Genomic DNA, 22,943 nt, shown 5'->3' with positions numbered 1-22,943 from the left:
AAGGGTTCTCTTGTTAGTTCAACGTTTACCGCCGCGCTATTTCCCTACGCGGCGGCATGTTAGTCAGTCGGTCGACTGACTATTCTTTCTCGGCAATGTACGGATCCTCATAGCCCAGAGCAAGCATTATCTCTGTCTCGAGGGACTCCATCTCTTCCGCTTCGTCATCTTCAATATGGTCGTAGCCGAGCAGATGCAGGCTACCGTGTACCACCATATGCGCCCAGTGAGCTTCCAGCGGTTTTTGCTGCTCTTTAGCTTCCTGTTCCACGACCTGGCGGCAGATGATCAGATCGCCCAGCAGCGGCATCTCAATTCCCGGTGGGGCTTCGAAGGGGAAAGAGAGCACGTTGGTCGGCTTATCTTTCCCGCGGTAGGTCAGGTTAAGCTCATGGCTTTCGGCTTCATCCACCAGACGAATCGTGACTTCTGATTCTTCCTGAAACTGGGGGATAACCGCATCCAGCCATTTCTGAAACTGCGCCTCTTCTGGCAAACCGGAATTATCGTCACATGCCAGTTGTAAATCGAGGATCACCTGACTCATTTTTGTTCTTGCTCCTGCGCTTCGCGCTTACGTTCTGCGGCCAGTTCGGCCTTACGCTTCTGATCTGCTTCTTCCCATGCTTCATAAGCGTTAACGATGCGCGCCACAACCGGGTGACGGACCACGTCTTCGCTGTGGAAGAAGTTAAAGCTGATTTCGTCGACGTCGGCCAGCACTTCAATGGCATGGCGCAGACCCGATTTGGTGCTGCGCGGCAGGTCAATCTGCGTGACGTCACCGGTAATGACCGCTTTTGAGTTAAAGCCGATACGTGTCAGGAACATTTTCATCTGTTCGATGGTAGTGTTCTGGCTTTCATCGAGAATAATGAACGCGTCATTCAGCGTACGGCCGCGCATATAGGCGAGCGGGGCAACTTCAATCACGTTACGCTCAATCAGCTTCTCAACTTTCTCAAAGCCGAGCATCTCGAACAGTGCGTCGTATAACGGACGAAGGTAAGGGTCAACCTTCTGGCTCAGATCGCCTGGCAGGAAGCCCAGTTTTTCACCCGCCTCCACCGCCGGACGGGTCAGCAGGATGCGACGAATCTCCTGGCGTTCGAGCGCATCAACCGCCGCGGCAACGGCCAGATAGGTTTTACCCGTACCCGCCGGGCCCACACCGAAGGTGATGTCATGGTCGAGAATGTTGGCGATGTACTGTGCCTGGTTTGGCGTACGCGGCTTAATAACGCCACGTTTGGTCTTAATATTGATGGCCTTGCCATAGTCCGGCACACTTTCTGCGCTTTGCTCAAGCACGCGCGCCTCTTTGATCGCGAGGTGGATCTGTTCTGGCTCGATATCCTGTATTTCACCGCGCATTGGGGCGGTATCCACATACAGGCTACGCAGAATATCCGCAGCGGCGTTGACGCAGAGAGGGCGTCCGGTGAGTTTGAAATGATTATCGCGACGATTGATTTCGATACCCAGACGTCGCTCCAGTTGTTTGATGTTGTCATCAAACGGCCCGCACAGGCTCAGCAGGCGAGCGTTGTCTGCTGGCTCAAGGCTAATTTCACGCGTATCTATGTTCAAACTGTTCCTCTTTGATTGTTTAACTGACCCGGTGCCACCTGGCGTAATAAAACGGTCATTACCGAAATTATTCACGCCATAGAATAAAGGCGCAAGCGTTGCGGAAGATATTGGGGGCGATGAGAGGAAATACAAGGCCTGCCGAAACGGCAGGCCGGATGGCGTTATGGCTGGTAAATACCGACGCCAGCGTCGCTTTCTTTGCGGGTGCGGGACATGACGGATTCCGGCGACTGTGCGATGCGCAGACCCATTTCGTCTTCGGTACGGACCACTTTCGCGCGCAGGGAGTTGGTCAGCACGTCGACAATCTCCACGTCCACAAATTTACCGACCATGTCTGGCGTGCCTTCAAAGTTCACGACGCGGTTATTTTCGGTGCGTCCTGACAGCTCCATAATGCTCTTACGGGAAGTGCCTTCCACCAGAATACGCTGGACGGTGCCGACCATACGACGGCTCCAGGCGTTGGCCTGCTGGTTGATACGCTCCTGCAGAATATACAGACGCTGCTTTTTCTCTTCTTCCGGCACATCGTCGACCATATCGGCCGCAGGAGTACCTGGACGCGCTGAGAAGATAAAGCTGTAGCTGACGTCAAAATTCACTTCGCCAATGAGCTTCATCGTGCGCTCAAAGTCATCCGTGGTTTCGCCCGGGAAGCCAACGATAAAGTCGGAGCTAATCTGGATGTCAGGACGGGCTTCACGCAGCTTGCGGATGATGGATTTGTACTCCAGTACCGTATGTGGACGTCCCATCAGGTTCAGCACGCGGTCGGAACCGCACTGAATCGGCAGATGCAGGAAGCTCACCAGCTCTGGCGTGTCGCGATACACATCAATGATGTCATCGGTAAATTCCATCGGGTGGCTGGTGGTGAAGCGAAGGCGGTCGATGCCGTCGATCGCGGCCACCAGGCGCAGCAGTTCTGCAAAGCTGCCGGTGGTACCGTCGTAGTTCTCGCCGCGCCAGGCGTTGACGTTCTGGCCCAGCAGATGAATTTCACGCACACCCTGTGCCGCCAGTTGCGCCACTTCAAACAGAATGTCGTCGGTCGGACGGCTCACTTCTTCGCCGCGGGTATACGGTACGACACAATAGGTGCAGTACTTGTTACAGCCTTCCATAATGGAGACGTAGGCTGTTGGACCATCCGCGCGTGGTTCTGGCAGACGGTCAAATTTTTCGATTTCCGGGAAGCTTACGTCAACCACTGGGCGGCGATTCTCGCGAACGGCGTTGATCATCTCCGGCAGACGGTGCAGCGTCTGCGGGCCAAAAATAATATCAACATAGTGAGCACGCTGGCGGATCAGTTTGCCTTCCTGCGAGGCCACACAGCCACCCACGCCAATGATCACATCGGGTCTTTTGCGTTTGATAAGCTTCCAGCGGCCCAGTTGATGGAACACCTTCTCCTGCGCCTTCTCACGGATCGAACAGGTATTGAGCAGCAACACGTCCGCTTCGTTCGCGTTGTCAGTCAGTTGATACCCGTGCGTGGCATCCAGCAGATCGGCCATCTTGGATGAATCGTATTCGTTCATCTGACAGCCCCAGGTTTTTATATGGAGTTTTTTTGTCATCGACTTGCTCATGCTCAGGAATGCAGGGCGCGTATTGTAATGCTTTGCTGCGGTTGTGACCAGTATGAAGGTTGTCAACCTCAAGACCGAAAAAATCCGGTAAACTTAAGGTATATACCATTAAGGATAATTGACCATGACTCTCCAACAAACCGAAATTGCCGTTGTCGGCGGCGGTATGGTCGGCGGCGCACTCGCGCTGGGGCTGGCGCAGCAGGGATTTGAGATGACGGTTATCGAGCAGGCTGCCCCTGTTGCGTTTGACCCGACGGCAAAGCCGGATGTGCGAATTTCAGCTATCAGCGCTGCCTCTGTCGATCTGCTGCGCGGGCTGGGCGTCTGGGATGCCGTGCTCGGGATGCGCGCGCACCCTTACAGCCGTCTCGAAACCTGGGAGTGGGAGAATGCGCATGTCGCGTTTGATGCCGCTGAACTGAAGCTGCCCCGCCTGGGCTATATGGTGGAAAACACGGTCCTCCAGCTGGCGCTCTGGCAGGCCCTGGAGGCGCATCCGAAAGTGGCGCTGCGCGTCCCGGCGTCACTTAAAGCACTGCATCCCCACGAAGGCGGGTATTTGCTTGAGCTGGATAAGGGTGATGAGCTGGCCACGAAGCTGGTTGTCGGAGCGGATGGTGCCAACTCACAGGTCAGGCAAATGGCGGGAATTGGTATTCATGCCTGGCAGTACCAGCAGGCGTGCATGCTGATCACCGTGCAGTGTGAGAATGACCCAGGTGAGAGCACCTGGCAGCACTTTACCCCGAATGGCCCGCATGCCTTTTTACCGTTGTTTGATCGCTGGGCGTCGCTGGTGTGGTATGACAAACCGGCGCGCATTCGTCAGTTGCAGGGGCTTTCAATGGAGCAGCTGCAGCGAGAGATCCATCAGCACTTCCCACGCCGTCTGGGCAACGTCATGCCGGTTGCCGCCGGGGCGTTTCCGCTTACCCGTCGCCATGCATTGCAGTATGCCCGTGCAGGGCTGGCGCTGGTGGGGGATGCGGCACACACCATTCACCCGCTGGCGGGGCAGGGCGTGAACCTGGGATACCGTGACGTTGAGGCTTTACTGGATGTGCTGGGTAATGCGCGCGCCCACGCGGAGGCCTGGGCCAGCCATCCGGTACTGAAACGTTACCAGACGCGGCGCATGGCGGATAACTTTATCATGCAGTCGGGGATGGATCTGTTTTACGCCGGCTTCAGTAACGATCTTGGTCCGGTGCGCATTCTGCGTAACATTGGGTTGATGGCGGCGGAGCGTGCCGGTGGGCTGAAGCGTCAGGCACTGAAGTACGCGTTAGGCCTTTAATCTGAGTGCCTTCTCCTGCGGGAGAGGGCTTTCGGATGCGGTACATAATCCAACAAAAACAAAAAAGCCCGCAGAGCGGGCTTTTTTGTTACTAAGTGGCTGGGGTGCAGGGATTCGAACCCCGGAATGCTGGTATCAGAAACCAGAGCCTTACCGCTTGGCGACACCCCAATTGCGTTAAACAATGTGCTTAACGACTTTTTTAAATTGGCTGGGGTACGAGGATTCGAACCTCGGAATGCCGGAATCAGAATCCGGTGCCTTACCGCTTGGCGATACCCCAACAATTTTTTCTCGTCTACCGAATCATTCGACAGATGACTAATTTGGTGGCTACGACGGGATTCGAACCTGTGACCCCATCATTATGAGTGATGTGCTCTAACCAACTGAGCTACGTAGCCAGTACTGCAATCTTCGATGGCTGGGGTACCTGGATTCGAACCAGGGAATGCCGGTATCAAAAACCGGTGCCTTACCGCTTGGCGATACCCCAATACCGCGGAGAACCGCAAAATCGAAGAAATATGGCTGGGGTACCTGGATTCGAACCAGGGAATGCCGGTATCAAAAACCGGTGCCTTACCGCTTGGCGATACCCCATCCGTGCAACGCTTACCTGGGAATGGTGCGGGAGGCGAGACTTGAACTCGCACACCTTGCGGCGCCAGAACCTAAATCTGGTGCGTCTACCAATTTCGCCACTCCCGCAAAAAAGATGGTGGCTACGACGGGATTCGAACCTGTGACCCCATCATTATGAGTGATGTGCTCTAACCAACTGAGCTACGTAGCCATCTTTTTTTCGCGTTACCTTATCGGCGTTGCGGGGCGCATTATGCGTATAGACCCTTGCAGCGTCAACACCTTTTTCAACGAAAATAGCCGGAATGTGACTGTTTGGTTAGGTTGCGAACAGCGTGACCGAATATTCGGCAATTATTGGTTATTTATCGTTTTTGGGGAGTGAAATAGGGGGCCAAAAAAATCAGGCCCCGCAGGGCCTGATTGGATGCTTTTCGATTACTTATAGGCAGACTGGTGTACGCCTACCGCACGTCCTGATGGATCGTTCATTGACTTGAAAGATTCATCCCATTCAATGGCTTTAGCCGAAGAACAGGCAACGGACGGGCCGCCCGGAACACACTCCGCCGCACTCGGCACCGGGAACAGCTCTTCAAAGATTTCACGGTACAGATACGCTTCTTTGGAGCCTGGCGTGTTGTACGGGAAGCGGAAGCTCGCGGTTTCCAGTTGCTGATCGGAAACCTGTTTTGCCGCCACCTCTTTCAGGGTGTCGATCCAGCTATACCCGACACCGTCAGAGAACTGCTCTTTCTGACGCCATGCCACGCTCGCCGGCAGGTAGGATTCGAAACATTCACGCAGGATATGTTTCTCCATTTTGCCGTTGCCGCACATTTTGTCCTGCGGGTTGATGCGCATTGCCACGTCGAGGAATTTCTTATCCAGGAAGGGAACACGGGCTTCCACACCCCAGGCAGACATCGCTTTGTTGGCGCGTGCGCAGTCAAACATATGCAGCGCCTGCAGTTTACGTACTGTCTCTTCGTGCAGCTCTTTTGCGTTCGGCGCTTTGTGGAAATAAAGGTAGCCGCCAAACACTTCGTCAGACCCTTCACCGGAGAGCACCATCTTAATGCCCATCGCTTTGATCTTACGCGACATCAGGTACATCGGCGTGGAAGCGCGAATGGTGGTCACATCGTAGGTTTCGATGTGATAGATAACATCGCGGATCGCATCCAGGCCTTCCTGCACGGTGAAGTGGATCTCATGGTGCACGGTACCGAGATGGTTTGCCACTTCCTGCGCGGCTTTCAGATCCGGTGCACCTTCCAGGCCCACAGCAAAGGAGTGCAGTTGCGGCCACCAGGCTTCTGAACGTTCCTGATCTTCAACACGACGCGCGGCGAATTTCTTGGTGATCGCGGAGATCACGGACGAGTCCAGCCCGCCGGAGAGCAGTACGCCGTAAGGCACATCTGACATCAGGTGGCTTTTAACAGAATCTTCCAGCGCCTGACGCAGTTCGGCTTTATCAGTCACGTTGTCTTTAACCGCATCATAGTCGAACCAGTCGCGCTGATAGTACTGACGGATCTCACCGTCTTTACTCCACAGGTAACTTCCTGCCGGGAACTCTTTAATGGTGCGGCAAACCGGCACCAGGGCTTTCATTTCTGAGGCGACATAAAAGTTGCCGTGTTCATCGTGACCCATATACAGCGGGATAATACCAATATGGTCGCGGCCAATCAGATAGGCATCTTTTTCGCTGTCGTACAGGGCGAAGGCAAACATACCCTGCAGATCATCGAGGAATTCCGGGCCTTTCTCCTGATACAGCGCCAGGATCACTTCACAGTCAGAACCGGTCTGGAAGGCGTAACGGTCGCCGTACTCGGCGCGCAGCGCCTGATGGTTATAGATTTCACCGTTGACAGCCAGCGCGTGTGTTTTTTTCTCGTTATACAGCGGCTGCGCACCGGCGTTGACGTCAACAATGGACAGACGTTCGTGTGCCAGGATGGCTTTATCGCTGGCGTAAACGCCGGACCAGTCCGGGCCGCGATGGCGCATCAGGCGGGACAATTCGAGTGCCTTTTTACGCAGTTCGCCTGCGTCAGTTTTAATATCCAGTACGCCAAAAATTGAACACATAACCTTCTCCGTTAACCCTGTTGCTTTGTAATGTTGCTTGCTTATGAAAATGCCGCAAAGGAGGAGGGCGCGCAAGGGTTTTACGGGATAAAACGGAAATAGTGCAATGCTGATTGCCGAATAGTGAAAAACGAGCACGTCATGAACGCTTTTATTGATGATTATGCAATAAATCGGCTGTTTTGTTAGATGTGGGTTTGTTTATCGGGCGTGAAAATAAAAAACCACGCGCTGAGGCGTGGTTTGGGATCAGATAATATCAATTTCTTCGACGGAGGGATAAATCCAGCTCGGTCGGAAGGGCATGGCGTCAATATCGTCGAGCGTGGAGACACCGGAAAGCACCAGAATGGTTTCCAGGCCCGCCTGGAATCCGGCCAGGATATCGGTGCGCAGGTTGTCGCCGACAATCACCGTTTCTTCAGAGTGGGCCTGCATCTTGTTCAGCGCAGCACGGATGATCCACGGGCTGGGCTTGCCCACGTAGAATGGTTTCCGGCCAGAGATCTTTTCGATACCGGCACACAGCGCGCCGCAGGCAGGGTAAAAACCACGGCCGTGGGTATCCGGGTTGGTGGCAATAAAACGCGCACCGTTGGCAACAAAGTAGGAGGCTTTGTGCATCATCTCCCAGTTATAGGAGCGCGTTTCGCCAACGATCACAAAGTCCGGGTTCACATCTGTGATGGTAAACCCTGCCTTATATAACTCGTGGATCAGCGCCCCTTCACCCACCACGTAGGCCTTTTTTCCTTCCTGGCGCTTGAGGAAATCAGCGGTGGCCATGGCAGAGGTATAAAACACGCTGTCCGGCACGTTGACGCCTGCTGTGGCAAAGCGGTTTGCCAGGTCCTGACCGGTCTGAGAAGGGTAGTTCGTGAGAAGAACCAGAGGCATTCCTTTGTCGATGATGCGGTGAAGAAACTCCGCAGCACCTGGTACAGCAACGTTGTCGTGCATCAGCACGCCGTCGATATCACAAATTACATTCTTAATGGTCATGGACATTCCGACATCAAAAAAAGAAGGCGTTACTATAAGACCCGATCAACTTTCCAGCAAATGTTGCAACAGAATACCGTTGAGCATGGCGCGTTTAACCAGCGCAAATGCGCCTATCGCTGAGCGATGGTCAAGCTTAGAACGAACGACGGGAAGGTTCTGGCGGAAGGCTTTCAGCGCCTGAGTGTTAATGCAGCCTTCAATGGCGGGCAGCAGGACCTTCTCGGCCTCCACAATCTCACCGGCGATCACCACTTTTTGCGGGTTAAACAGGTTGATGGCGATGGCGATGGTTTTACCCAGATGGCGACCCACCTGCTCAATAACTTCACAGGCCAGCGCGTCGCCTTTGTTGGCGGCTTTGCAGATAGTCCCTATCTTGCAATCGTCCAGCGTGACGCGGCTCTGGTAACCCTGTTCAAGCAGATGGCGCACCCGCTGTTCAATCGCCGTGTTGGCGGCAATCGTCTCCAGACAGCCAAAGTTTCCGCAGTGGCAGCGTTCGCCAAGCGGCTCTACCTGAATATGACCAATCTCACCGACGTTACCGTTGCGGCCAATAAAAATGCGCCCGTTAGAGATGATGCCTGCCCCTGTACCGCGGTGTACGCGCACCAGAATCGAATCTTCACAATCCTGGCTCGCACCAAAGTAGTGCTCTGCCAGGGCCAGAGAGCGGATGTCGTGCCCCACGAAACAGGTCACTTTAAAGCGTTTTTCCAGCGCATCTACCAACCCCCAGTTCTCAACCTTTATATGGGGCATATAACGGATCACGCCGCTTTCGGGGTCCACCAGGCCTGGCAGGATCACCGAGATCGCAATCAGTTCACGGATTTTGCGCTGACAGCTCTCGATAAAGTGTTCAATGGTATTCAGCAGCGCGTGTTCCAGCGTCTCCTGAGTGCGCTCCGGAAGCGGGTAGTGTTCTTCCGCGATGGCTTTGCTGCTCAGATCATAGAGCGTAAGGGTGGTGTCATGACGACCAAGACGGACGCCGATCGCCTGAAAATTGCGGGTTTCGGTAATAATGGAGATGGCGCGGCGGCCTCCGGTGGAGGCCTGCTGATCGACTTCTTTGATCAGTCCGCGCTCAATGAGCTGACGGGTAATTTTTGTCACGCTGGCGGGAGCAAGCTGGCTTTGTTCGGCTATCTGAATGCGCGAGATTGGCCCGTGTTGGTCAATCAGACGATAAACCGCCGCGCTGTTAAGTTGTTTAACGAGATCGACATTACCGATTTGAGCTTGTCCGCCTGGTGTCATACTTTTACTTACTCAGTGACGACCTCGTTACCATTAACGATGGTCTTGATAATTTTATAATCGTGTGTGAATGCCGTCAGGTTTGCAACCATACCTGGTGCAATTCCGCCAAGCTGTTTATTTACGCCCATCGCGCGCGCAGGATAAAGGGTCGCCATACGCAGGACTTCATCAAGCGCAATCCCGCAATGTTCAACCAGGTTACGCACCCCTTCAATCATCGTCAGGGAGGAACCACTCAGCGTACCGTTTTCATCAACACACAGTCCATTGCGGTAGTATATTGTTTTACCGGCAAAAATGAACTGCTCAATATTTGCCCCTGCCGGTGCGGTGGCATCGGTTACCAGACAGAGTTTGTCACCTTTCAGGCGCTTGGCGTTGCGAATGTTGGTGTAATCAACGTGCAAGCCGTCAGCAATAATGCCGCAGTAAACGTCCTGCTCATCGAGAATCGCCCCGACCAGCCCAGGTTCACGACCGGTGATATACGGCATCGCGTTGTACAGGTGCGTCGCAAAGGTAATGCCGGCGCGGAATCCTGCTTTCGCTTCTTTTTGCGTTGCGTTTGAATGGCCCGCTGAAACGACAATCCCGGCGGCGGCCAGTTTGCTGATAACGTCAGGTCCCGCGATTTCAGGAGCCAGCGTCACTTTGGTGATCACATCGGCGTTGGCACACAGGTAGTCGACCAGCTCAGCGTCAGGTTTACGCACGTAATCCGGGTTATGCGTCCCTTTTTTCACGATGTTCAGCCACGGTCCTTCAAGATGCAGACCCAGCGCCTGATTAGGGTGTTTTGCCAGGTAGTCGCGCATCACGCGGATACCCTGTTTCATGAGCTCATCACTGCTGGTGATGAGGGTTGGCAGATAGCTGGTGCAGCCCGATTTCTCGTTGGCTTTCTGCATGATTTCCAGCGTGTCGACCGTCACCGCCTCCGCGGTATCATTAAATTGCACACCGCCGCAGCCGTTCAGCTGTACGTCGATGAAACCGGGGGAGATTACTGCTCCATTGAGTGAGCGCTGTTCAATCCCCGGCGGCAGTTCTGCCAGCGGGCAAACACGTTCAATCAGGCCATTGGCGATAACAATCGCATGGTCATCCAGAATATCATGGCCGGTATAAATCCGACCGTGGGTTAAAGCGTACATAACGACCCCCGGTTAAAAAAAGCGGCCGCCTCTTGATGAAGAGGCGGTTATTCAATTACAGACCTTTGATGTTCTCAGCTTCTAACTCGTTGAAGTATTTCAGCGTTTTCACTTTCAGTTCCATCGTGGACGGTTCGTCGCACACGATGACTGATTTTGGATGCAGCTGCAGGCAGCTGATGGTCCACATGTGGTTAACGTTGCCTTCAACGGCAGCCTGGAGCGCCTGCGCTTTCACGCCGCCCAGAACCAGAATCATCACTTCTTCGGCATCCAGCAGGGTGCCTACGCCTACGGTCAGGGCGTATTTTGGAACCTGGTTAACATCACCGTCAAAGAAGCGGGAGTTTGCCACGCGCGTGTCATGGGTCAGGGTTTTAATACGCGTACGGGAAGCCAGAGAAGAGGCCGGTTCGTTGAACGCGATATGGCCATCGTTGCCCACGCCACCCATGAACAGGTGGATTTTACCGTAGGAACGGATTTTTTCTTCATACTGACGGCATTCTGCGTCAATATCAGGCGCGTTTCCATTCAGCAGGTTAATGTTTTCAGCCGGAATATCAACGTGATCAAAGAAATTACGGTGCATAAAGCTATGGTAGCTTTCCGGATGATCCTTGGGTAAGCCGACATACTCATCCATGTTGAAGGTCACAACATGTTTGAAGCTAACCTGGCCTGCTTTATGCATCTCAACCAGGGCTTTATACGCGGTCAGCGGCGTGCCGCCGGTAGGAAGGCCGAGAACGAAAGGACGATCGGCGGTGGGTTTGAACGCGTTAATACGGTTAACGATATGACGGGCGGCCCATTTACCGACTTGTTCAGCAGTTGCCAGGGGAATCAGTCTCATTGTTCACCTCAAGAGTTAAAGTAGAAGAGTGGGCGGATGGCTATCGGAACCTGAACTAAGCGTAACCTGGAACCTTTCAGGCCGGATCAATCCGTCTTGATTTTTTGAATGATAAAATAAGTTTTCACTGTTAGCCAGAGAAAGGGAGGGTTATTAACGATATTTGGTGACAAAAATCACAAAAAATACGTGTTTAATTTGCGATACGAATTAATTTTTCACACACTCACAATGCCAGTGAATCATCAACTGTATTTATCGTTGTCGACACAATAAAAACATAGTTTATGCACGAGCCTTAATAAGGGTCTCGTAGGGGGAATAGGATGAATATTTTAGGTTTTTTCCAGCGCCTCGGTAGGGCTTTGCAGCTCCCTATCGCCGTGCTACCGGTTGCAGCACTGCTGCTGCGATTCGGGCAACCCGATCTGCTTAATGTGCCATTTATCGCGCAAGCGGGTGGCGCGATTTTTGACAATCTGGCGCTGATTTTCGCCATCGGTGTGGCATCCAGCTGGTCAAAAGACAGCGCGGGTGCAGCGGCGCTGGCCGGGGCTGTCGGTTACTTCATCCTGACGAAAGCGATGGTGACGATAAACCCAGAAATTAACATGGGCGTTCTGGCAGGTATCATTACCGGTCTGGTCGGCGGGGCTGTTTATAACCGTTGGGCGGGGATCAAACTGCCAGACTTCCTGAGCTTCTTCGGTGGAAAACGTTTTGTGCCGATTGCGACAGGCTTCTTCTGTCTGATTCTGGCCGCGATCTTTGGCTACATCTGGCCACCGGTGCAGCACGCTATCCATGCGGGCGGTGAGTGGATTGTTTCCGCTGGCGCAGTGGGTGCGGGTATCTTCGGTTTCATCAACCGTCTGTTGATCCCAACCGGCCTGCATCAGGTGCTGAACACCATTGCCTGGTTCCAGATTGGTGAGTTTACCAACGCCGCGGGCGCGGTATTCCACGGGGATATCAACCGCTTCTATGCAGGTGACGGCACCGCGGGCATGTTCATGTCGGGCTTCTTCCCTATCATGATGTTTGGTCTGCCGGGCGCGGCGCTGGCTATGTACCTGGCCGCACCGAAAGCGCGTCGTCCAATGGTTGGCGGGATGCTGTTGTCAGTTGCCATCACCGCGTTCCTGACCGGTGTTACTGAGCCGCTGGAATTCCTGTTCATGTTCCTGGCTCCGCTGCTGTACCTCATGCACGCTGTGCTGACGGGTATTAGCCTGTTTGTTGCAACGCTGCTGGGTATCCATGCGGGCTTCTCCTTCTCCGCCGGCGCGATCGACTACGTGTTGATGTACAACCTGCCCGCGGCGAGCAAGAACGTCTGGATGCTGGTCGCAATGGGTCTGGTGTTCTTCGTTATCTACTTCGTTCTGTTCAGCGCGGTCATTCGTATGTTTAACCTGAAAACACCAGGCCGCGAAGATACGAAAGACGACATCGTTACTGGCGAAGCTAACAGCAATACTGAAGAAGGGCTGACCCAGCTGGCAACCAATTATATTGCCGCAGTAGGCGGTACGGATAACCTGAAAGCTATCGATGCATGTATTACCCGTCTGCGCCTGACGGTAGGTGATTCTGCGCGCGTTAACGATGCCATGTGTAAACGCCTTGGCGCATCCGGCGTGGTGAAACTGAACAAGCAGACCATCCAGGTTATCGTGGGTGCGAAAGCGGAATCGATTGGCGATGAAATGAAGAAAGTGGTTGCCCGTGGACCGATCGCGGCTTCTGCAGCGAACAGCGCGCCAGTGACGGAAGCCCCGGTGGCAAAACCGCAGGCCGTCCCTAACGCAACGACCATTGCCGCGCTGGTTTCACCGATTACCGGTGAAGTGGTTGCGATTGAGCAGGTGCCTGACGAAGCGTTTGCCAGCAAAGCTGTCGGTGACGGTGTGGCGGTGAAACCCACGGACAAAACCGTGGTGTCACCGGCTGCCGGGACCATCGTTAAAATCTTCAACACCAACCATGCGTTCTGCCTCGAAACTGAAAAGGGCGCGGAGATCGTTGTCCATATGGGTATCGATACCGTCGCGCTGAACGGTCAGGGCTTTACTCGCCTGGTGGAAGAGGGGGCCGACGTGGTGGCAGGTCAGCCGATTCTGGAAATGGATCTGGATTACCTGAACGCTAACGCGCGCTCCATGATTAGCCCGGTCGTTTGCAGCAATATCGACGACTTCAGCGGCCTGGTGATTCAGGCGAAAGGTCAGGTCGTTGCGGGCCAGACGCCACTGTATGAGATTAAAGGCAAGTAATCGCTCCTGAGTAGAGTCATGCCTTAAGCGGTGGGGGTTTTCCTCCGCCGCTTTTTTTTGCAGCAATTGCCCCCATTATTTTCTTCAGAGACGTTTTAAGGGTTGTCACTACGTCCGGCTTATAAGATCATATGCCGTTATACGTTGTTTACGCTTTGAGGAATCCACGATGAGTGAGGCTGAAGCCCGCCCGAGTAACTTTATTCGTCAGATCATCGATGAAGATCTGGCCAGTGGTAAGCACACCACAGTTCATACCCGTTTCCCGCCGGAGCCAAACGGCTACCTGCATATTGGTCATGCAAAATCGATCTGCCTAAACTTTGGCATCGCGCAAGACTACCAGGGACAGTGCAACCTGCGTTTCGATGACACCAACCCAGTAAAAGAAGACATCGAATACGTTGAGTCTATTAAGAATGACGTGCAATGGCTTGGCTTCAACTGGTCTGGCGATATCTGCTACTCCTCTGACTATTTTGATCAGCTGTATGCCTATGCGGTCGAGCTTATCAATAAAGGTCTGGCGTATGTCGACGAGCTGTCTGCTGACGAGATCCGCGAATACCGCGGCACGCTGACCGCGCCGGGTAAAAACAGCCCGTTCCGCGATCGCAGCGTTGAAGAGAACCTGGCGCTGTTTGAAAAAATGCGTGCGGGTGGCTTCGAGGAAGGTAAAGCGTGCCTGCGTGCCAAAATCGACATGGCATCACCGTTCATCGTGATGCGCGATCCGGTTCTGTACCGTATCAAGTTCGCTGAACACCATCAGACCGGTAACAAGTGGTGCATCTACCCGATGTACGACTTTACCCACTGCATCAGCGATGCGCTGGAAGGCATTACGCACTCCCTGTGTACGCTGGAGTTCCAGGATAACCGCCGTCTGTACGACTGGGTTCTGGATAACATCACGATCCCGGTGCATCCGCGTCAGTACGAATTCTCTCGTCTGAATCTGGAATACACGGTGATGTCCAAGCGTAAGCTGAACCTGCTGGTGACCGACAAGCACGTTGAGGGATGGGACGATCCGCGTATGCCAACCATCTCGGGTCTGCGTCGCCGTGGTTATACTGCCGCGTCTATTCGCGAGTTCTGTAAGCGCATCGGCGTGACCAAGCAGGATAACACCATTGAGATCGCCTCTCTGGAATCCTGCATCCGTGAAGATCTGAACGACAACGCGCCGCGCGCAATGGCCGTCATCGATCCGGTTAAACTGGTTATCGAAAACTACCCGCAGGGCGCGAGCGAAATGGTCTCCATGCCTAACCATCCGAACAAGCCGGAAATGGGCACACGTGACGTGCCGTTCAGCGGTGAAATCTGGATCGATCGTGCTGACTTCCGCGAAGAAGCGAACAAGCAGTACAAGCGTCTGGTGCTGGGTAAAGAGGTGCGTCTGCGTAACGCATACGTGATCAAAGCTGAGCGTGTTGAGAAAGATGCAGAAGGGAATATCACCACCATCTTCTGCTCTTACGACGCTGAAACCCTGAGCAAAGATCCGGCAGATGGCCGCAAAGTGAAAGGCGTGATCCACTGGGTAAGTGCAACACATGCGCTGCCGGTTGAAATTCGCCTGTACGATCGTCTGTTCAGCGTGCCTAACCCAGGCGCAGCAGAAGACTTCCTGGCGACAATCAACCCGGAATCTCTGGTCATCAAGCAGGGTTATGCTGAGCCGTCTCTGAAAGCCGCTGAAGCGGGCAAAGCGTTCCAGTTCGAACGTGAAGGCTACTTCTGCCTCGACAGCCGTCACAGTACCTCGGAAAAACCGGTGTTTAACCGTACCGTTGGTCTGCGTGATACCTGGACTAAAGTCGGCGAATAATAACGCTGCTCTGGTCAATGAGAGACAAACGCCGCGTAATGCGGCGTTTTTTTATTGAATGATCATATCGTTAAGCGCGAGCAAAAATAATGTCTGCGCAATATTCAGGTCAATGTGGTGCTACTTATTTTTCTAAAAAAAGTTTGTATATTTCTGAAAAGAGTGAAGACCTGAAAATAACCAGTAATTTACACAATTACTGGCTTAAATTTAATAACTTGCCCCGCCAAATCTCGTCTCCCGCTAAATGTTACAAAGCACTACGAATTATGTGCACTTCGTCATAATCCTGACTTTTGCCCACTGAAAAGCATTGATAATTCGCGTCGCGAAAAATAACCTAAAGGCGGTAGTTAATTCGAGGGTATTTCTGACTACCCCTGACCTTTTGGTCTTTTATATTTTTCGCCGTTCAGGCGTTTTAATTCGTCAAAGAGGAATAATCTATGCGTACGTTCAGTGGCAAACGTAGTGCGCTGGCGCTGGCTATCGCCGGTGTGACAGCAATGTCAGGCCTGGTGATTGCGCCAGAGGCTAAGGCAGCAGGTTTCATCGAAGATTCTACCCTCACGGGCGGTATTTATTACTGGCAGCGTGAACGTGACCGTAAAGACGTTACCGAAGACAAATACAAAACCAACCTTTCTCACTCTACCTGGAACGCCAACCTCGACTTCCAGTCAGGCTATGCCGCCGATATGTTCGGCCTGGATATTGCCGCATTCACGGCAATTGAAATGGCGGAAAATGGCGACAGCGGACACCCGAACGAAATTGCCTTCTCGTCCAGCAATAAGGCCTATAAAGAAGACTGGTCCGGCGATAAAAGCGGTATCAGCCTGTATAAAGCCGCTGCAAAATTCAAATATGGTCCAGTCTGGGCGCGCGGCGGATATATTCAGCCAACTGGCCAAACCCTGTTAGCGCCACACTGGAGTTTTATGCCTGGTACTTACCAGGGCGCTGAAGCCGGCGCTAACTTTGACTACGGTGATGCGGGTGCGTTGAGTTTCTCCTATATGTGGACCAACGAATACAAAGCCCCGTGGCATATCGAAATGGATAAGTTTTACCAGAACGATAAAAAGACCAAAGTGGATTACCTCCACTCGCTGGGTGCGAAGTACGATTTTAAAAACGACCTCGTGTTAGAAGCCGCTTTTGGTCAGGCTGAAGGTTATATCGATCAGTATTTTGCCAAAGCCAGCTACAAGTTTGATATCGCAGGGAGTCCGTTGAGTACCAGTTACCAGTTCTACGGCACGCGAGACAAAGTCAGCGATGGTGGCGTCAACGATATTTATGACGGCACGGCCTGGCTGCAGGCGCTAACCTTTGGCTATAAAGTGGGTCAGGTGGATTTGCGTCTGGAAGGAACATGGGTGAAGGCGGAAGGGCAGCAGGGCTACTTCCTGCAGCGTATGACCCCGACTTACGCATCTTCCAACGGTCGTCTGGATATCTGGTGGGATAACCGCTCTGACTTCAACGCCGACGGCGAAAAAGCGGTCTTCTTCGGCGCAATGTATGACCTGAAAAACTGGAACCTGCCGGGCTGGGCGGTGGGCGCCTCCTACGCGTATGCCTGGGACGCCAAACCGGGCGACATGGCCACACCGGATGCGTACTACGATCCGAACTACCGTCTGAAAGAGTCCTCTTACAGCCTGGATGCCATCTATACCGTGCAGGATGGACGTGCGAAAGGCACGATGTTCAAGCTGCACTTCACGCAGTATGACAACCACTCTGATATTCCAAGCTACGCGGGCGGTTACGGCAACATCTTCCAGGATGAACGTGACGTGAAATTCATGGTTATAGCACCATTCACTATCTTCTGATGAACGCTCCGGCGGGTTCCGTCCCGCCGGAATGGAGACTGCACATGATGAAAAAAATGGTAATCGTCGCGTTGCTGGCCTCGGGGCTGGTGGCTTGCGCCCAGGACCCGGCACCGAAAGAAGATTCTCGCCTGAAGGAGGCTTACAGCGCCTGCATTAACACCGCTGAAGGCTCACCGGAGAAAATTGAAGCCTGCCAGAGCGTGCTGAATGTGCTGAAGAAAGAGAAGGCGCATGAGCAGTTTGCGACGCAGGAAAATGTTCGCGTGATGGACTATCAGGCCTGCATTCAGGCGCGTAAAACCGGTAACGATCAGGAAGTGGCGAAGCGTTGCGACCAGATCTGGAAGGAAATACGCAGTAACAACGGAAATTAATTAAGCGTGTTAAGGCCCGGTGGCGCTGTGCTTGCCGGGCTTTTTTTCGCCGGGTGACAGGCAAAAAAAAGCCAACCTTGCGGCTGGCTCAGAGTATGAAAGTTCGACTTATTTGGCGTCGTGTGCGTGATCGTCTTCGCGGCAATCACCTTCAGCACAGTGACCATACAGATACAGGCTATGGTTGGTCAGGCGGATACCATGACGAGCAGCGATTTCACGCTGACGTGCTTCGATGGAATCATCGCTAAATTCAATGACTTTGCCACAATCCAGGCAGATCAGGTGATCGTGGTGCTGCTGCTGGGTCAGTTCGAATACAGATTTACCGCCTTCGAAATTATGACGGGTAACAATGCCCGCGTCATCAAACTGGTTCAGCACGCGATAGACGGTTGCCAGCCCAATCTCTTCACCCATGTCGATAAGACGCTTGTAAAGGTCTTCCGCACTGACATGGTGATTGTCTGGACCCTGAAGCACTTCAAGGATTTTTAACCGAGGAAGCGTAACTTTCAGGCCAGCCTTCTTTAATGCGGTATTGTTGTCAGTCATGCGGAATCTGTCCTGTTGCTAAACGATTCACTTCTGGAGGAAGTGACAGAAAATGCACCTGGAATAATGCGTCTCATTATAGAACTGCCATGGCTAAATGAAAACTGCAAGTCTCAGGCAAAGTATGCTTATAAAAACGTGGTATCACCGACAAACTTACTCAATGGCACCCCATTTTACCTGGGAGACATTGTACAGGTCTGGGCGAAAAAGTTAAAAGATTGTAGCGATTAATTTAATCGTTTGACCTGGTTCCTGGGCGCAACCGGGGTTGCGCCACAATAACAATCAGGCGTTAAGAATATCGTCCAGGTGCAGTTCTTCGCGGATCTGCTTCACCCACTTCTCAACGCGCTCTGCGGTCAGTTCTGGCTGACGGTCTTCGTCGATCGCCAGACCCACGAAGTGGTCGTCATCGGCCAGGCCTTTAGACGCTTCGAAGTGATAACCTGCAGTCGGCCAGTGGCCTACGATAACTGCACCATTCGGTTCAATGATATCGCGGATAGTGCCCAGCGCGTCACAGAAGTACTCAGCGTAGTCTTCCTGATCGCCGCAGCCAAACAGGGCGACCAGCTTGCCGTTGAAGTCCACTTCTTCCAGCGTCGGGAAGAAATCATCCCAGTCACACTGGGCTTCACCGTAGTACCAGGTTGGGATACCCAGCAACAGGATGTCATAGCCTTCGAGATCTTCTTTGCTGCTCTTGGCGATGTCATGCACATCGGCAACGTCTTTACCGAGCTGTTTTTGAATGTTTTTTGCGATATTTTCGGTATTGCCGGTATCACTGCCGAAGAAAATGCCGATGATTGCCATGAGTAAAATAACCTCTTGAAACTTAATGGTATGGTGGCGCAATTTGTCCACGGATAAGGGCAATAATAGCAGAACTGGCAACCCCGCGGAAACAGCTATCGCGCAGGACTGCACTCTGTGCTACATGAAAAGGGTAAGAAAGGGGATTTTCAGACTTATGCCTGGCGGCGCAACGTCTCAAGCTGGGCGATCAACATCTCTTCAATGAGCTCGCTACGGCTGATATTACGCGCTTCAGCCAGTTCGTTAAGCGCATCGACGGCGTCGGCATTGAGCTTTAGTTCGACACGCTTAAGTCCACGATTTTTATCGCGTTTAAGCTGGTTGCGTTTATTAATACGCAGCTGTTCATCGCGCGAAAGCGGATTCGTTTTCGGTCGTCCCGGTCGACGCTCATTCGCGAACAGATCTAGTGTCGTACGGTCCGTTTGTTCTTTGGCCATGATTCTGAGACTTCGGGGGAAACAAGCCGCCCTGCTATTGCCCGGGCGATGAGCGCGCCATCATACATCACCAAAAACGGCACGCCAACGACTGGAAGCCCGCAACCTTCCAGTCGCTCTCTTTTTAATCAATTCGCAGTATCAGAGAGATAGCGACGGATGGCGCGTAACACGGCGTCAGGTTTTTCCGCGTGAACCCAGTGTCCGGCACCGGCGATGACATGGGCGCGGGCCTGCGGGAATTGCGCCAGCAAGGTGTCGCGGTAGGCGTCAGTGACATAAGGGGAGTTACCGCCGCGAATAAAGAGGGTAGGGTGTTGCCAGGCGGGCACCGTATCCCAGCCGACGATGTTGTTGTACTGCGCCCAGAGTACCGGCACGTTGAAACGCCACTGGCCGTCGACAAACGACTTCAGAAGAAACTGAATAACGCCTTCTTCATTAAGATGTTCGCGCATGACGGCTGTGGCCTGTTGGCGGGTTGAAACCCCAGCCTCTGTCACCGCATTGATGGCAGCAAAAATGTCGTCATGACGGCGCACGTCGTAATCCACCGGGGCAACGTCGATCACGACCAGACCGTTGATTCTGTCCGGTGCCAGCGCCGTCAGGGCCATTACCGCCTTGCCGCCCATAGAATGCCCGATGAGCGTCACCTTCTGAAGATGGTTGGCATCAAGCGTATCGAGCAGATCCTGGGCCATTGCCGCGTAGGTCATCTCCTCTGAACGCCCGGAAAGACCGTGATTTCGCATATCGACCTGCAAAATATCGTGATCGGTAACCAGATCGCGCGCCAGCACCCCCAGGTTATCCAGGCTGCCAAAAAGCCCGTGAACCAGTACGATGGGAGAATTATTGTTCGGCGATTGTGCAGTTTGCGCTCGGGTATTCAATTTCATGGCAAAGTTCTTTTTTTACGTATGTCAGGTTAGGGTATCATGTTGACCATTCTGCCGCCCGGCTGCAAGGTTCCAGTTTAATCTGACTTTTGCCGCCAACCTGGTTTGACGCTATCCGCTGTTGGAATTTAACTTTATAATCCCAACGACTTGTATTCAGATAAGATATCGCACTGGATTAAGATGAAAACAATCGAAGTTGATGACGAACTCTATCAGTATATTGCCAGCCAGACGCGGCATATCGGGGAGAGTGCGTCCGACATTTTACGGCGCATGCTTAAAATTTCCGCCGCCTCACAGCCTGCTACCCCAGTCACTAAAGATGTCGTGTCTCAACAAAACGTTGTTGCACAAGCAAAACCTGCCGTCGCGCAAGTGAAAGACAAAGTACGTGCGATGCGCGAGTTGCTGCTCTCTGATGAGTACGCCGAGCAGAAAAAAGCGGTTAACCGCTTCATGCTGGTGCTGTCTACACTCTATTCACTGGATAACAAAGCGTTTGCTGAAGCGACCGAGTCGCTGCACGGTCGTACCCGCGTCTATTTCGCGGGCGACGAGCAAACGCTGCTGCAAAATGGCAACCAAACCAAACCTAAACATGTCCCGGGCACACCGTACTGGGTCATCACCAATACCAATACGGGCCGCAAGTGCAGCATGGTTGAACACATCATGCAGTCCATGCAGTTCCCGGCGGAATTGATTGAAAAGGTTTGCGGTACAATTTAACCCTTGCATCAGAAGGACCCGGTAATGGCAAATCACAGCCGTGCAGGCCAACCTGCACAACAAAGCGATTTGATTAACGTCGCTCAGCTGACCGCGCAGTATTACGTGCTGAAACCGGTCGTGGGCAACGCAGAACACGCAGTGAAGTTTGGTACATCTGGCCACCGCGGTAGCGCGGCGCGCCATAGCTTTAACGAACCGCACATTCTGGCTATTGCTCAGGCCATCGCGGAAGAGCGCGCTAAAAACGGCGTTACCGGTCCGTGCTATGTGGGAAAAGATACCCATGCTCTGTCTGAACCGGCGTTCATTTCCGTGCTGGAAGTGCTGACGGCGAATGGCGTTGACGTCATTGTTCAGGAAAAAAACGGCTTCACGCCGACCCCTGCGGTCTCTAACGCGATCCTTGTCCACAACAAAAAAGGCGGCGCGCTGGCTGACGGGATTGTGATCACCCCATCACACAACCCGCCGGAAGACGGTGGGATCAAATACAACCCGCCTAACGGTGGACCGGCAGACACGAACGTCACGAAAGTGGTTGAAGATCGTGCCAATGCGCTGCTGGCGGATGGCCTGAATGGGGTGAAACGCCTCTCTCTGGATGCGGCCATGGCATCCGGCCATGTGAAAGAGCAGGATCTGGTACAGCCATTTGTGGAAGGTCTGGCGGATATCGTCGATATGGCGGCCATCCAGAAAGCCGGTCTGAAGCTGGGCGTTGACCCTCTCGGCGGCTCCGGTATCGAATACTGGAAACGCATCGCAGAGCATTACAAGCTGAACCTGACCATCGTTAACGATCATGTTGATCAGACCTTCCGCTTTATGCACCTGGATAAAGACGGCGCAATCCGTATGGACTGCTCTTCCGAGTGTGCGATGGCGGGCCTGCTGGCGCTGCGTGATAAATTCGACCTGGCATTTGCCAACGACCCGGATTATGACCGCCACGGTATTGTCACCCCGGCAGGGCTGATGAACCCGAACCATTATCTTGCGGTTGCCATCAACTACCTGTTCCAGCATCGTCCGCAGTGGGGCAAAGAGGTGGCTGTAGGTAAAACGCTGGTCTCCTCGGCGATGATTGACCGCGTGGTTGAGGCGCTGGGCCGTAAGCTGGTGGAAGTACCGGTAGGCTTCAAATGGTTTGTTGACGGTCTGCACGACGGCAGCTTCGGTTTTGGCGGTGAAGAGAGCGCGGGCGCATCCTTCCTGCGTTTCGACGGCACGCCATGGTCTACCGATAAAGACGGGATCATCATGTGCCTGCTGGCAGCGGAAATCACCGCTGTCACCGGTAAAAATCCGCAGGAACACTATAACGAGCTGGCGGCACGCTTTGGCGCGCCAAGCTATAACCGTATTCAGGCTGGCGCGACCTCCGCGCAGAAAGCGGCGCTGTCTAAACTCTCTCCGGAGATGGTCAGTGCCAGCACGCTGGCCGGTGACCCTATCACCGCCCGTCTGACGGCTGCCCCGGGTAACGGTGCCTCTATCGGTGGTCTGAAAGTGATGACCGAAAACGGCTGGTTTGCCGCGCGTCCATCCGGTACGGAAGATGCGTACAAAATCTATTGTGAGAGCTTCCTCGGCGACGAACACCGTAAGCTGATTGAGAAAGAAGCGGTAGAGATTGTCAGCGAAGTGCTGAAAAACGCGTAAATCGCTGTGGGCTGATGCCCTCACGATGCAGTC

19 protein-coding genes and 7 tRNA genes are annotated in these 22,943 nt (G+C 53.4%); 7 read left to right on the top strand and 19 right to left on the bottom strand.

Going from position 1 to position 22,943, the window contains the following annotated elements; translation table 11 throughout:
• Positions 1 to 79: 79 nt before the first annotated feature.
• The 3 genes from ybeY to miaB all read right to left on the bottom strand — a co-directional run bounded on the left by ybeY (position 80) and on the right by miaB (position 3,179).
• The gene (gene ybeY / locus ACMVME_RS12680; protein ID WP_032681423.1) at positions 80 to 547 is read right to left on the bottom strand and encodes an rRNA maturation RNase YbeY; all 468 of its coding nucleotides are present in this window, start codon (positions 545 to 547) and stop codon (positions 80 to 82) included.
• Positions 544 to 1,590 (bottom strand): PhoH family protein, encoded by a 1,047-nt coding sequence (locus ACMVME_RS12675; protein ID WP_020884987.1) that lies wholly within the window; start codon positions 1,588 to 1,590, stop codon positions 544 to 546. Before ACMVME_RS12675 ends, ybeY begins: the two co-directional genes overlap by 4 nt.
• A 164-nt stretch (positions 1,591 to 1,754) precedes the next feature.
• Positions 1,755 to 3,179 (bottom strand): tRNA (N6-isopentenyl adenosine(37)-C2)-methylthiotransferase MiaB, encoded by a 1,425-nt coding sequence (gene miaB, locus ACMVME_RS12670; protein ID WP_020884986.1) that lies wholly within the window; start codon positions 3,177 to 3,179, stop codon positions 1,755 to 1,757.
• 136 nt (positions 3,180 to 3,315) lie between these two features.
• Between miaB and ubiF the strand changes: the two genes are divergently transcribed.
• Entirely contained in the window at positions 3,316 to 4,491 is a 1,176-nt protein-coding gene (ubiF, locus tag ACMVME_RS12665) for a 3-demethoxyubiquinol 3-hydroxylase (protein WP_068795108.1), read from the top strand.
• 96 nt (positions 4,492 to 4,587) lie between these two features.
• Here ubiF and ACMVME_RS12660 read toward each other — a convergent pair.
• The 12 genes from ACMVME_RS12660 to nagB all read right to left on the bottom strand — a co-directional run bounded on the left by ACMVME_RS12660 (position 4,588) and on the right by nagB (position 11,460).
• A tRNA-Gln gene (locus ACMVME_RS12660) sits at positions 4,588 to 4,662 on the bottom strand.
• Between the two features lie 37 nt (positions 4,663 to 4,699).
• Positions 4,700 to 4,774 (bottom strand) — tRNA-Gln (locus ACMVME_RS12655).
• A gap of 44 nt (positions 4,775 to 4,818) precedes the next feature.
• Positions 4,819 to 4,895: transfer RNA gene (locus ACMVME_RS12650), tRNA-Met, on the bottom strand.
• 17 nt (positions 4,896 to 4,912) lie between these two features.
• Positions 4,913 to 4,987, bottom strand: a tRNA-Gln gene (locus ACMVME_RS12645).
• Between the two features lie 32 nt (positions 4,988 to 5,019).
• Positions 5,020 to 5,094: transfer RNA gene (locus tag ACMVME_RS12640), tRNA-Gln, on the bottom strand.
• A 23-nt stretch (positions 5,095 to 5,117) separates the two neighbouring features.
• A tRNA-Leu gene (locus tag ACMVME_RS12635) sits at positions 5,118 to 5,202 on the bottom strand.
• A gap of 8 nt (positions 5,203 to 5,210) precedes the next feature.
• Positions 5,211 to 5,287 (bottom strand) — tRNA-Met (locus ACMVME_RS12630).
• 227 nt (positions 5,288 to 5,514) lie between these two features.
• Positions 5,515 to 7,179 (bottom strand): asparagine synthase B, encoded by a 1,665-nt coding sequence (asnB, locus tag ACMVME_RS12625; protein WP_010428626.1) that lies wholly within the window; start codon positions 7,177 to 7,179, stop codon positions 5,515 to 5,517.
• A 249-nt stretch (positions 7,180 to 7,428) separates the two neighbouring features.
• Positions 7,429 to 8,181, bottom strand: a complete 753-nt coding sequence (gene nagD / locus ACMVME_RS12620; protein WP_020884984.1) for a ribonucleotide monophosphatase NagD — start codon at positions 8,179 to 8,181, stop codon at positions 7,429 to 7,431.
• Between the two features lie 45 nt (positions 8,182 to 8,226).
• A complete protein-coding gene (nagC, locus tag ACMVME_RS12615; protein WP_014169139.1) occupies positions 8,227 to 9,447 on the bottom strand; it encodes a DNA-binding transcriptional regulator NagC in 1,221 nt (406 codons plus the stop codon).
• Between the two features lie 8 nt (positions 9,448 to 9,455).
• The gene (gene nagA / locus ACMVME_RS12610) at positions 9,456 to 10,604 is read right to left on the bottom strand and encodes an N-acetylglucosamine-6-phosphate deacetylase (protein ID WP_068795107.1); all 1,149 of its coding nucleotides are present in this window, start codon (positions 10,602 to 10,604) and stop codon (positions 9,456 to 9,458) included.
• Between the two features lie 55 nt (positions 10,605 to 10,659).
• Entirely contained in the window at positions 10,660 to 11,460 is an 801-nt protein-coding gene (gene nagB / locus ACMVME_RS12605) for a glucosamine-6-phosphate deaminase (RefSeq protein WP_008501061.1), read from the bottom strand.
• 326 nt (positions 11,461 to 11,786) lie between these two features.
• On the opposite strand from nagB, the gene nagE reads away from it, so the two are divergent.
• From nagE to chiQ, 4 genes are all read left to right on the top strand, one after another.
• Entirely contained in the window at positions 11,787 to 13,736 is a 1,950-nt protein-coding gene (gene nagE, locus ACMVME_RS12600) for a PTS N-acetyl glucosamine transporter subunit IIABC (RefSeq protein ID WP_032677692.1), read from the top strand.
• Between the two features lie 169 nt (positions 13,737 to 13,905).
• Entirely contained in the window at positions 13,906 to 15,573 is a 1,668-nt protein-coding gene (gene glnS, locus ACMVME_RS12595) for a glutamine--tRNA ligase (protein WP_040016939.1), read from the top strand.
• A gap of 446 nt (positions 15,574 to 16,019) precedes the next feature.
• Positions 16,020 to 17,417 (top strand): chitoporin ChiP, encoded by a 1,398-nt coding sequence (gene chiP / locus ACMVME_RS12590; protein ID WP_020884980.1) that lies wholly within the window; start codon positions 16,020 to 16,022, stop codon positions 17,415 to 17,417.
• Between the two features lie 47 nt (positions 17,418 to 17,464).
• Positions 17,465 to 17,794, top strand: a complete 330-nt coding sequence (gene chiQ / locus ACMVME_RS12585; protein WP_025204664.1) for a ChiQ/YbfN family lipoprotein — start codon at positions 17,465 to 17,467, stop codon at positions 17,792 to 17,794.
• Between the two features lie 108 nt (positions 17,795 to 17,902).
• Here the strand turns inward: chiQ and fur are convergent, their stop codons facing one another.
• From fur to ybfF, 4 genes are all read right to left on the bottom strand, one after another.
• Positions 17,903 to 18,349, bottom strand: a complete 447-nt coding sequence (gene fur, locus ACMVME_RS12580; RefSeq protein ID WP_014169146.1) for a ferric iron uptake transcriptional regulator — start codon at positions 18,347 to 18,349, stop codon at positions 17,903 to 17,905.
• 288 nt (positions 18,350 to 18,637) lie between these two features.
• Entirely contained in the window at positions 18,638 to 19,168 is a 531-nt protein-coding gene (gene fldA, locus ACMVME_RS12575) for a flavodoxin FldA (RefSeq protein WP_008501067.1), read from the bottom strand.
• Between the two features lie 155 nt (positions 19,169 to 19,323).
• Positions 19,324 to 19,611 (bottom strand): LexA regulated protein, encoded by a 288-nt coding sequence (gene ybfE, locus ACMVME_RS12570; RefSeq protein ID WP_014169148.1) that lies wholly within the window; start codon positions 19,609 to 19,611, stop codon positions 19,324 to 19,326.
• A 128-nt stretch (positions 19,612 to 19,739) separates the two neighbouring features.
• A complete protein-coding gene (gene ybfF / locus ACMVME_RS12565; RefSeq protein ID WP_014169149.1) occupies positions 19,740 to 20,513 on the bottom strand; it encodes an esterase in 774 nt (257 codons plus the stop codon).
• A gap of 183 nt (positions 20,514 to 20,696) precedes the next feature.
• Between ybfF and seqA the strand changes: the two genes are divergently transcribed.
• Both seqA and pgm read left to right on the top strand, forming a co-directional pair.
• A complete protein-coding gene (gene seqA / locus ACMVME_RS12560) occupies positions 20,697 to 21,245 on the top strand; it encodes a replication initiation negative regulator SeqA (protein WP_020884977.1) in 549 nt (182 codons plus the stop codon).
• A 24-nt stretch (positions 21,246 to 21,269) separates the two neighbouring features.
• The gene (pgm, locus tag ACMVME_RS12555) at positions 21,270 to 22,910 is read left to right on the top strand and encodes a phosphoglucomutase (alpha-D-glucose-1,6-bisphosphate-dependent) (RefSeq protein WP_068795106.1); all 1,641 of its coding nucleotides are present in this window, start codon (positions 21,270 to 21,272) and stop codon (positions 22,908 to 22,910) included.
• The last annotated feature ends 33 nt before the right edge of the window (positions 22,911 to 22,943 follow it).

Origin of the sequence: Enterobacter cloacae complex sp. 2024EL-00711, from assembly GCF_047529885.1 — a bacterium.
In the GTDB taxonomy this organism is placed as follows: domain Bacteria; phylum Pseudomonadota; class Gammaproteobacteria; order Enterobacterales; family Enterobacteriaceae; genus Enterobacter; species Enterobacter ludwigii.
The sequence above is the reverse complement of the archived record's forward strand: the minus strand, read 5'-3'. Positions and strand labels throughout refer to the sequence as shown.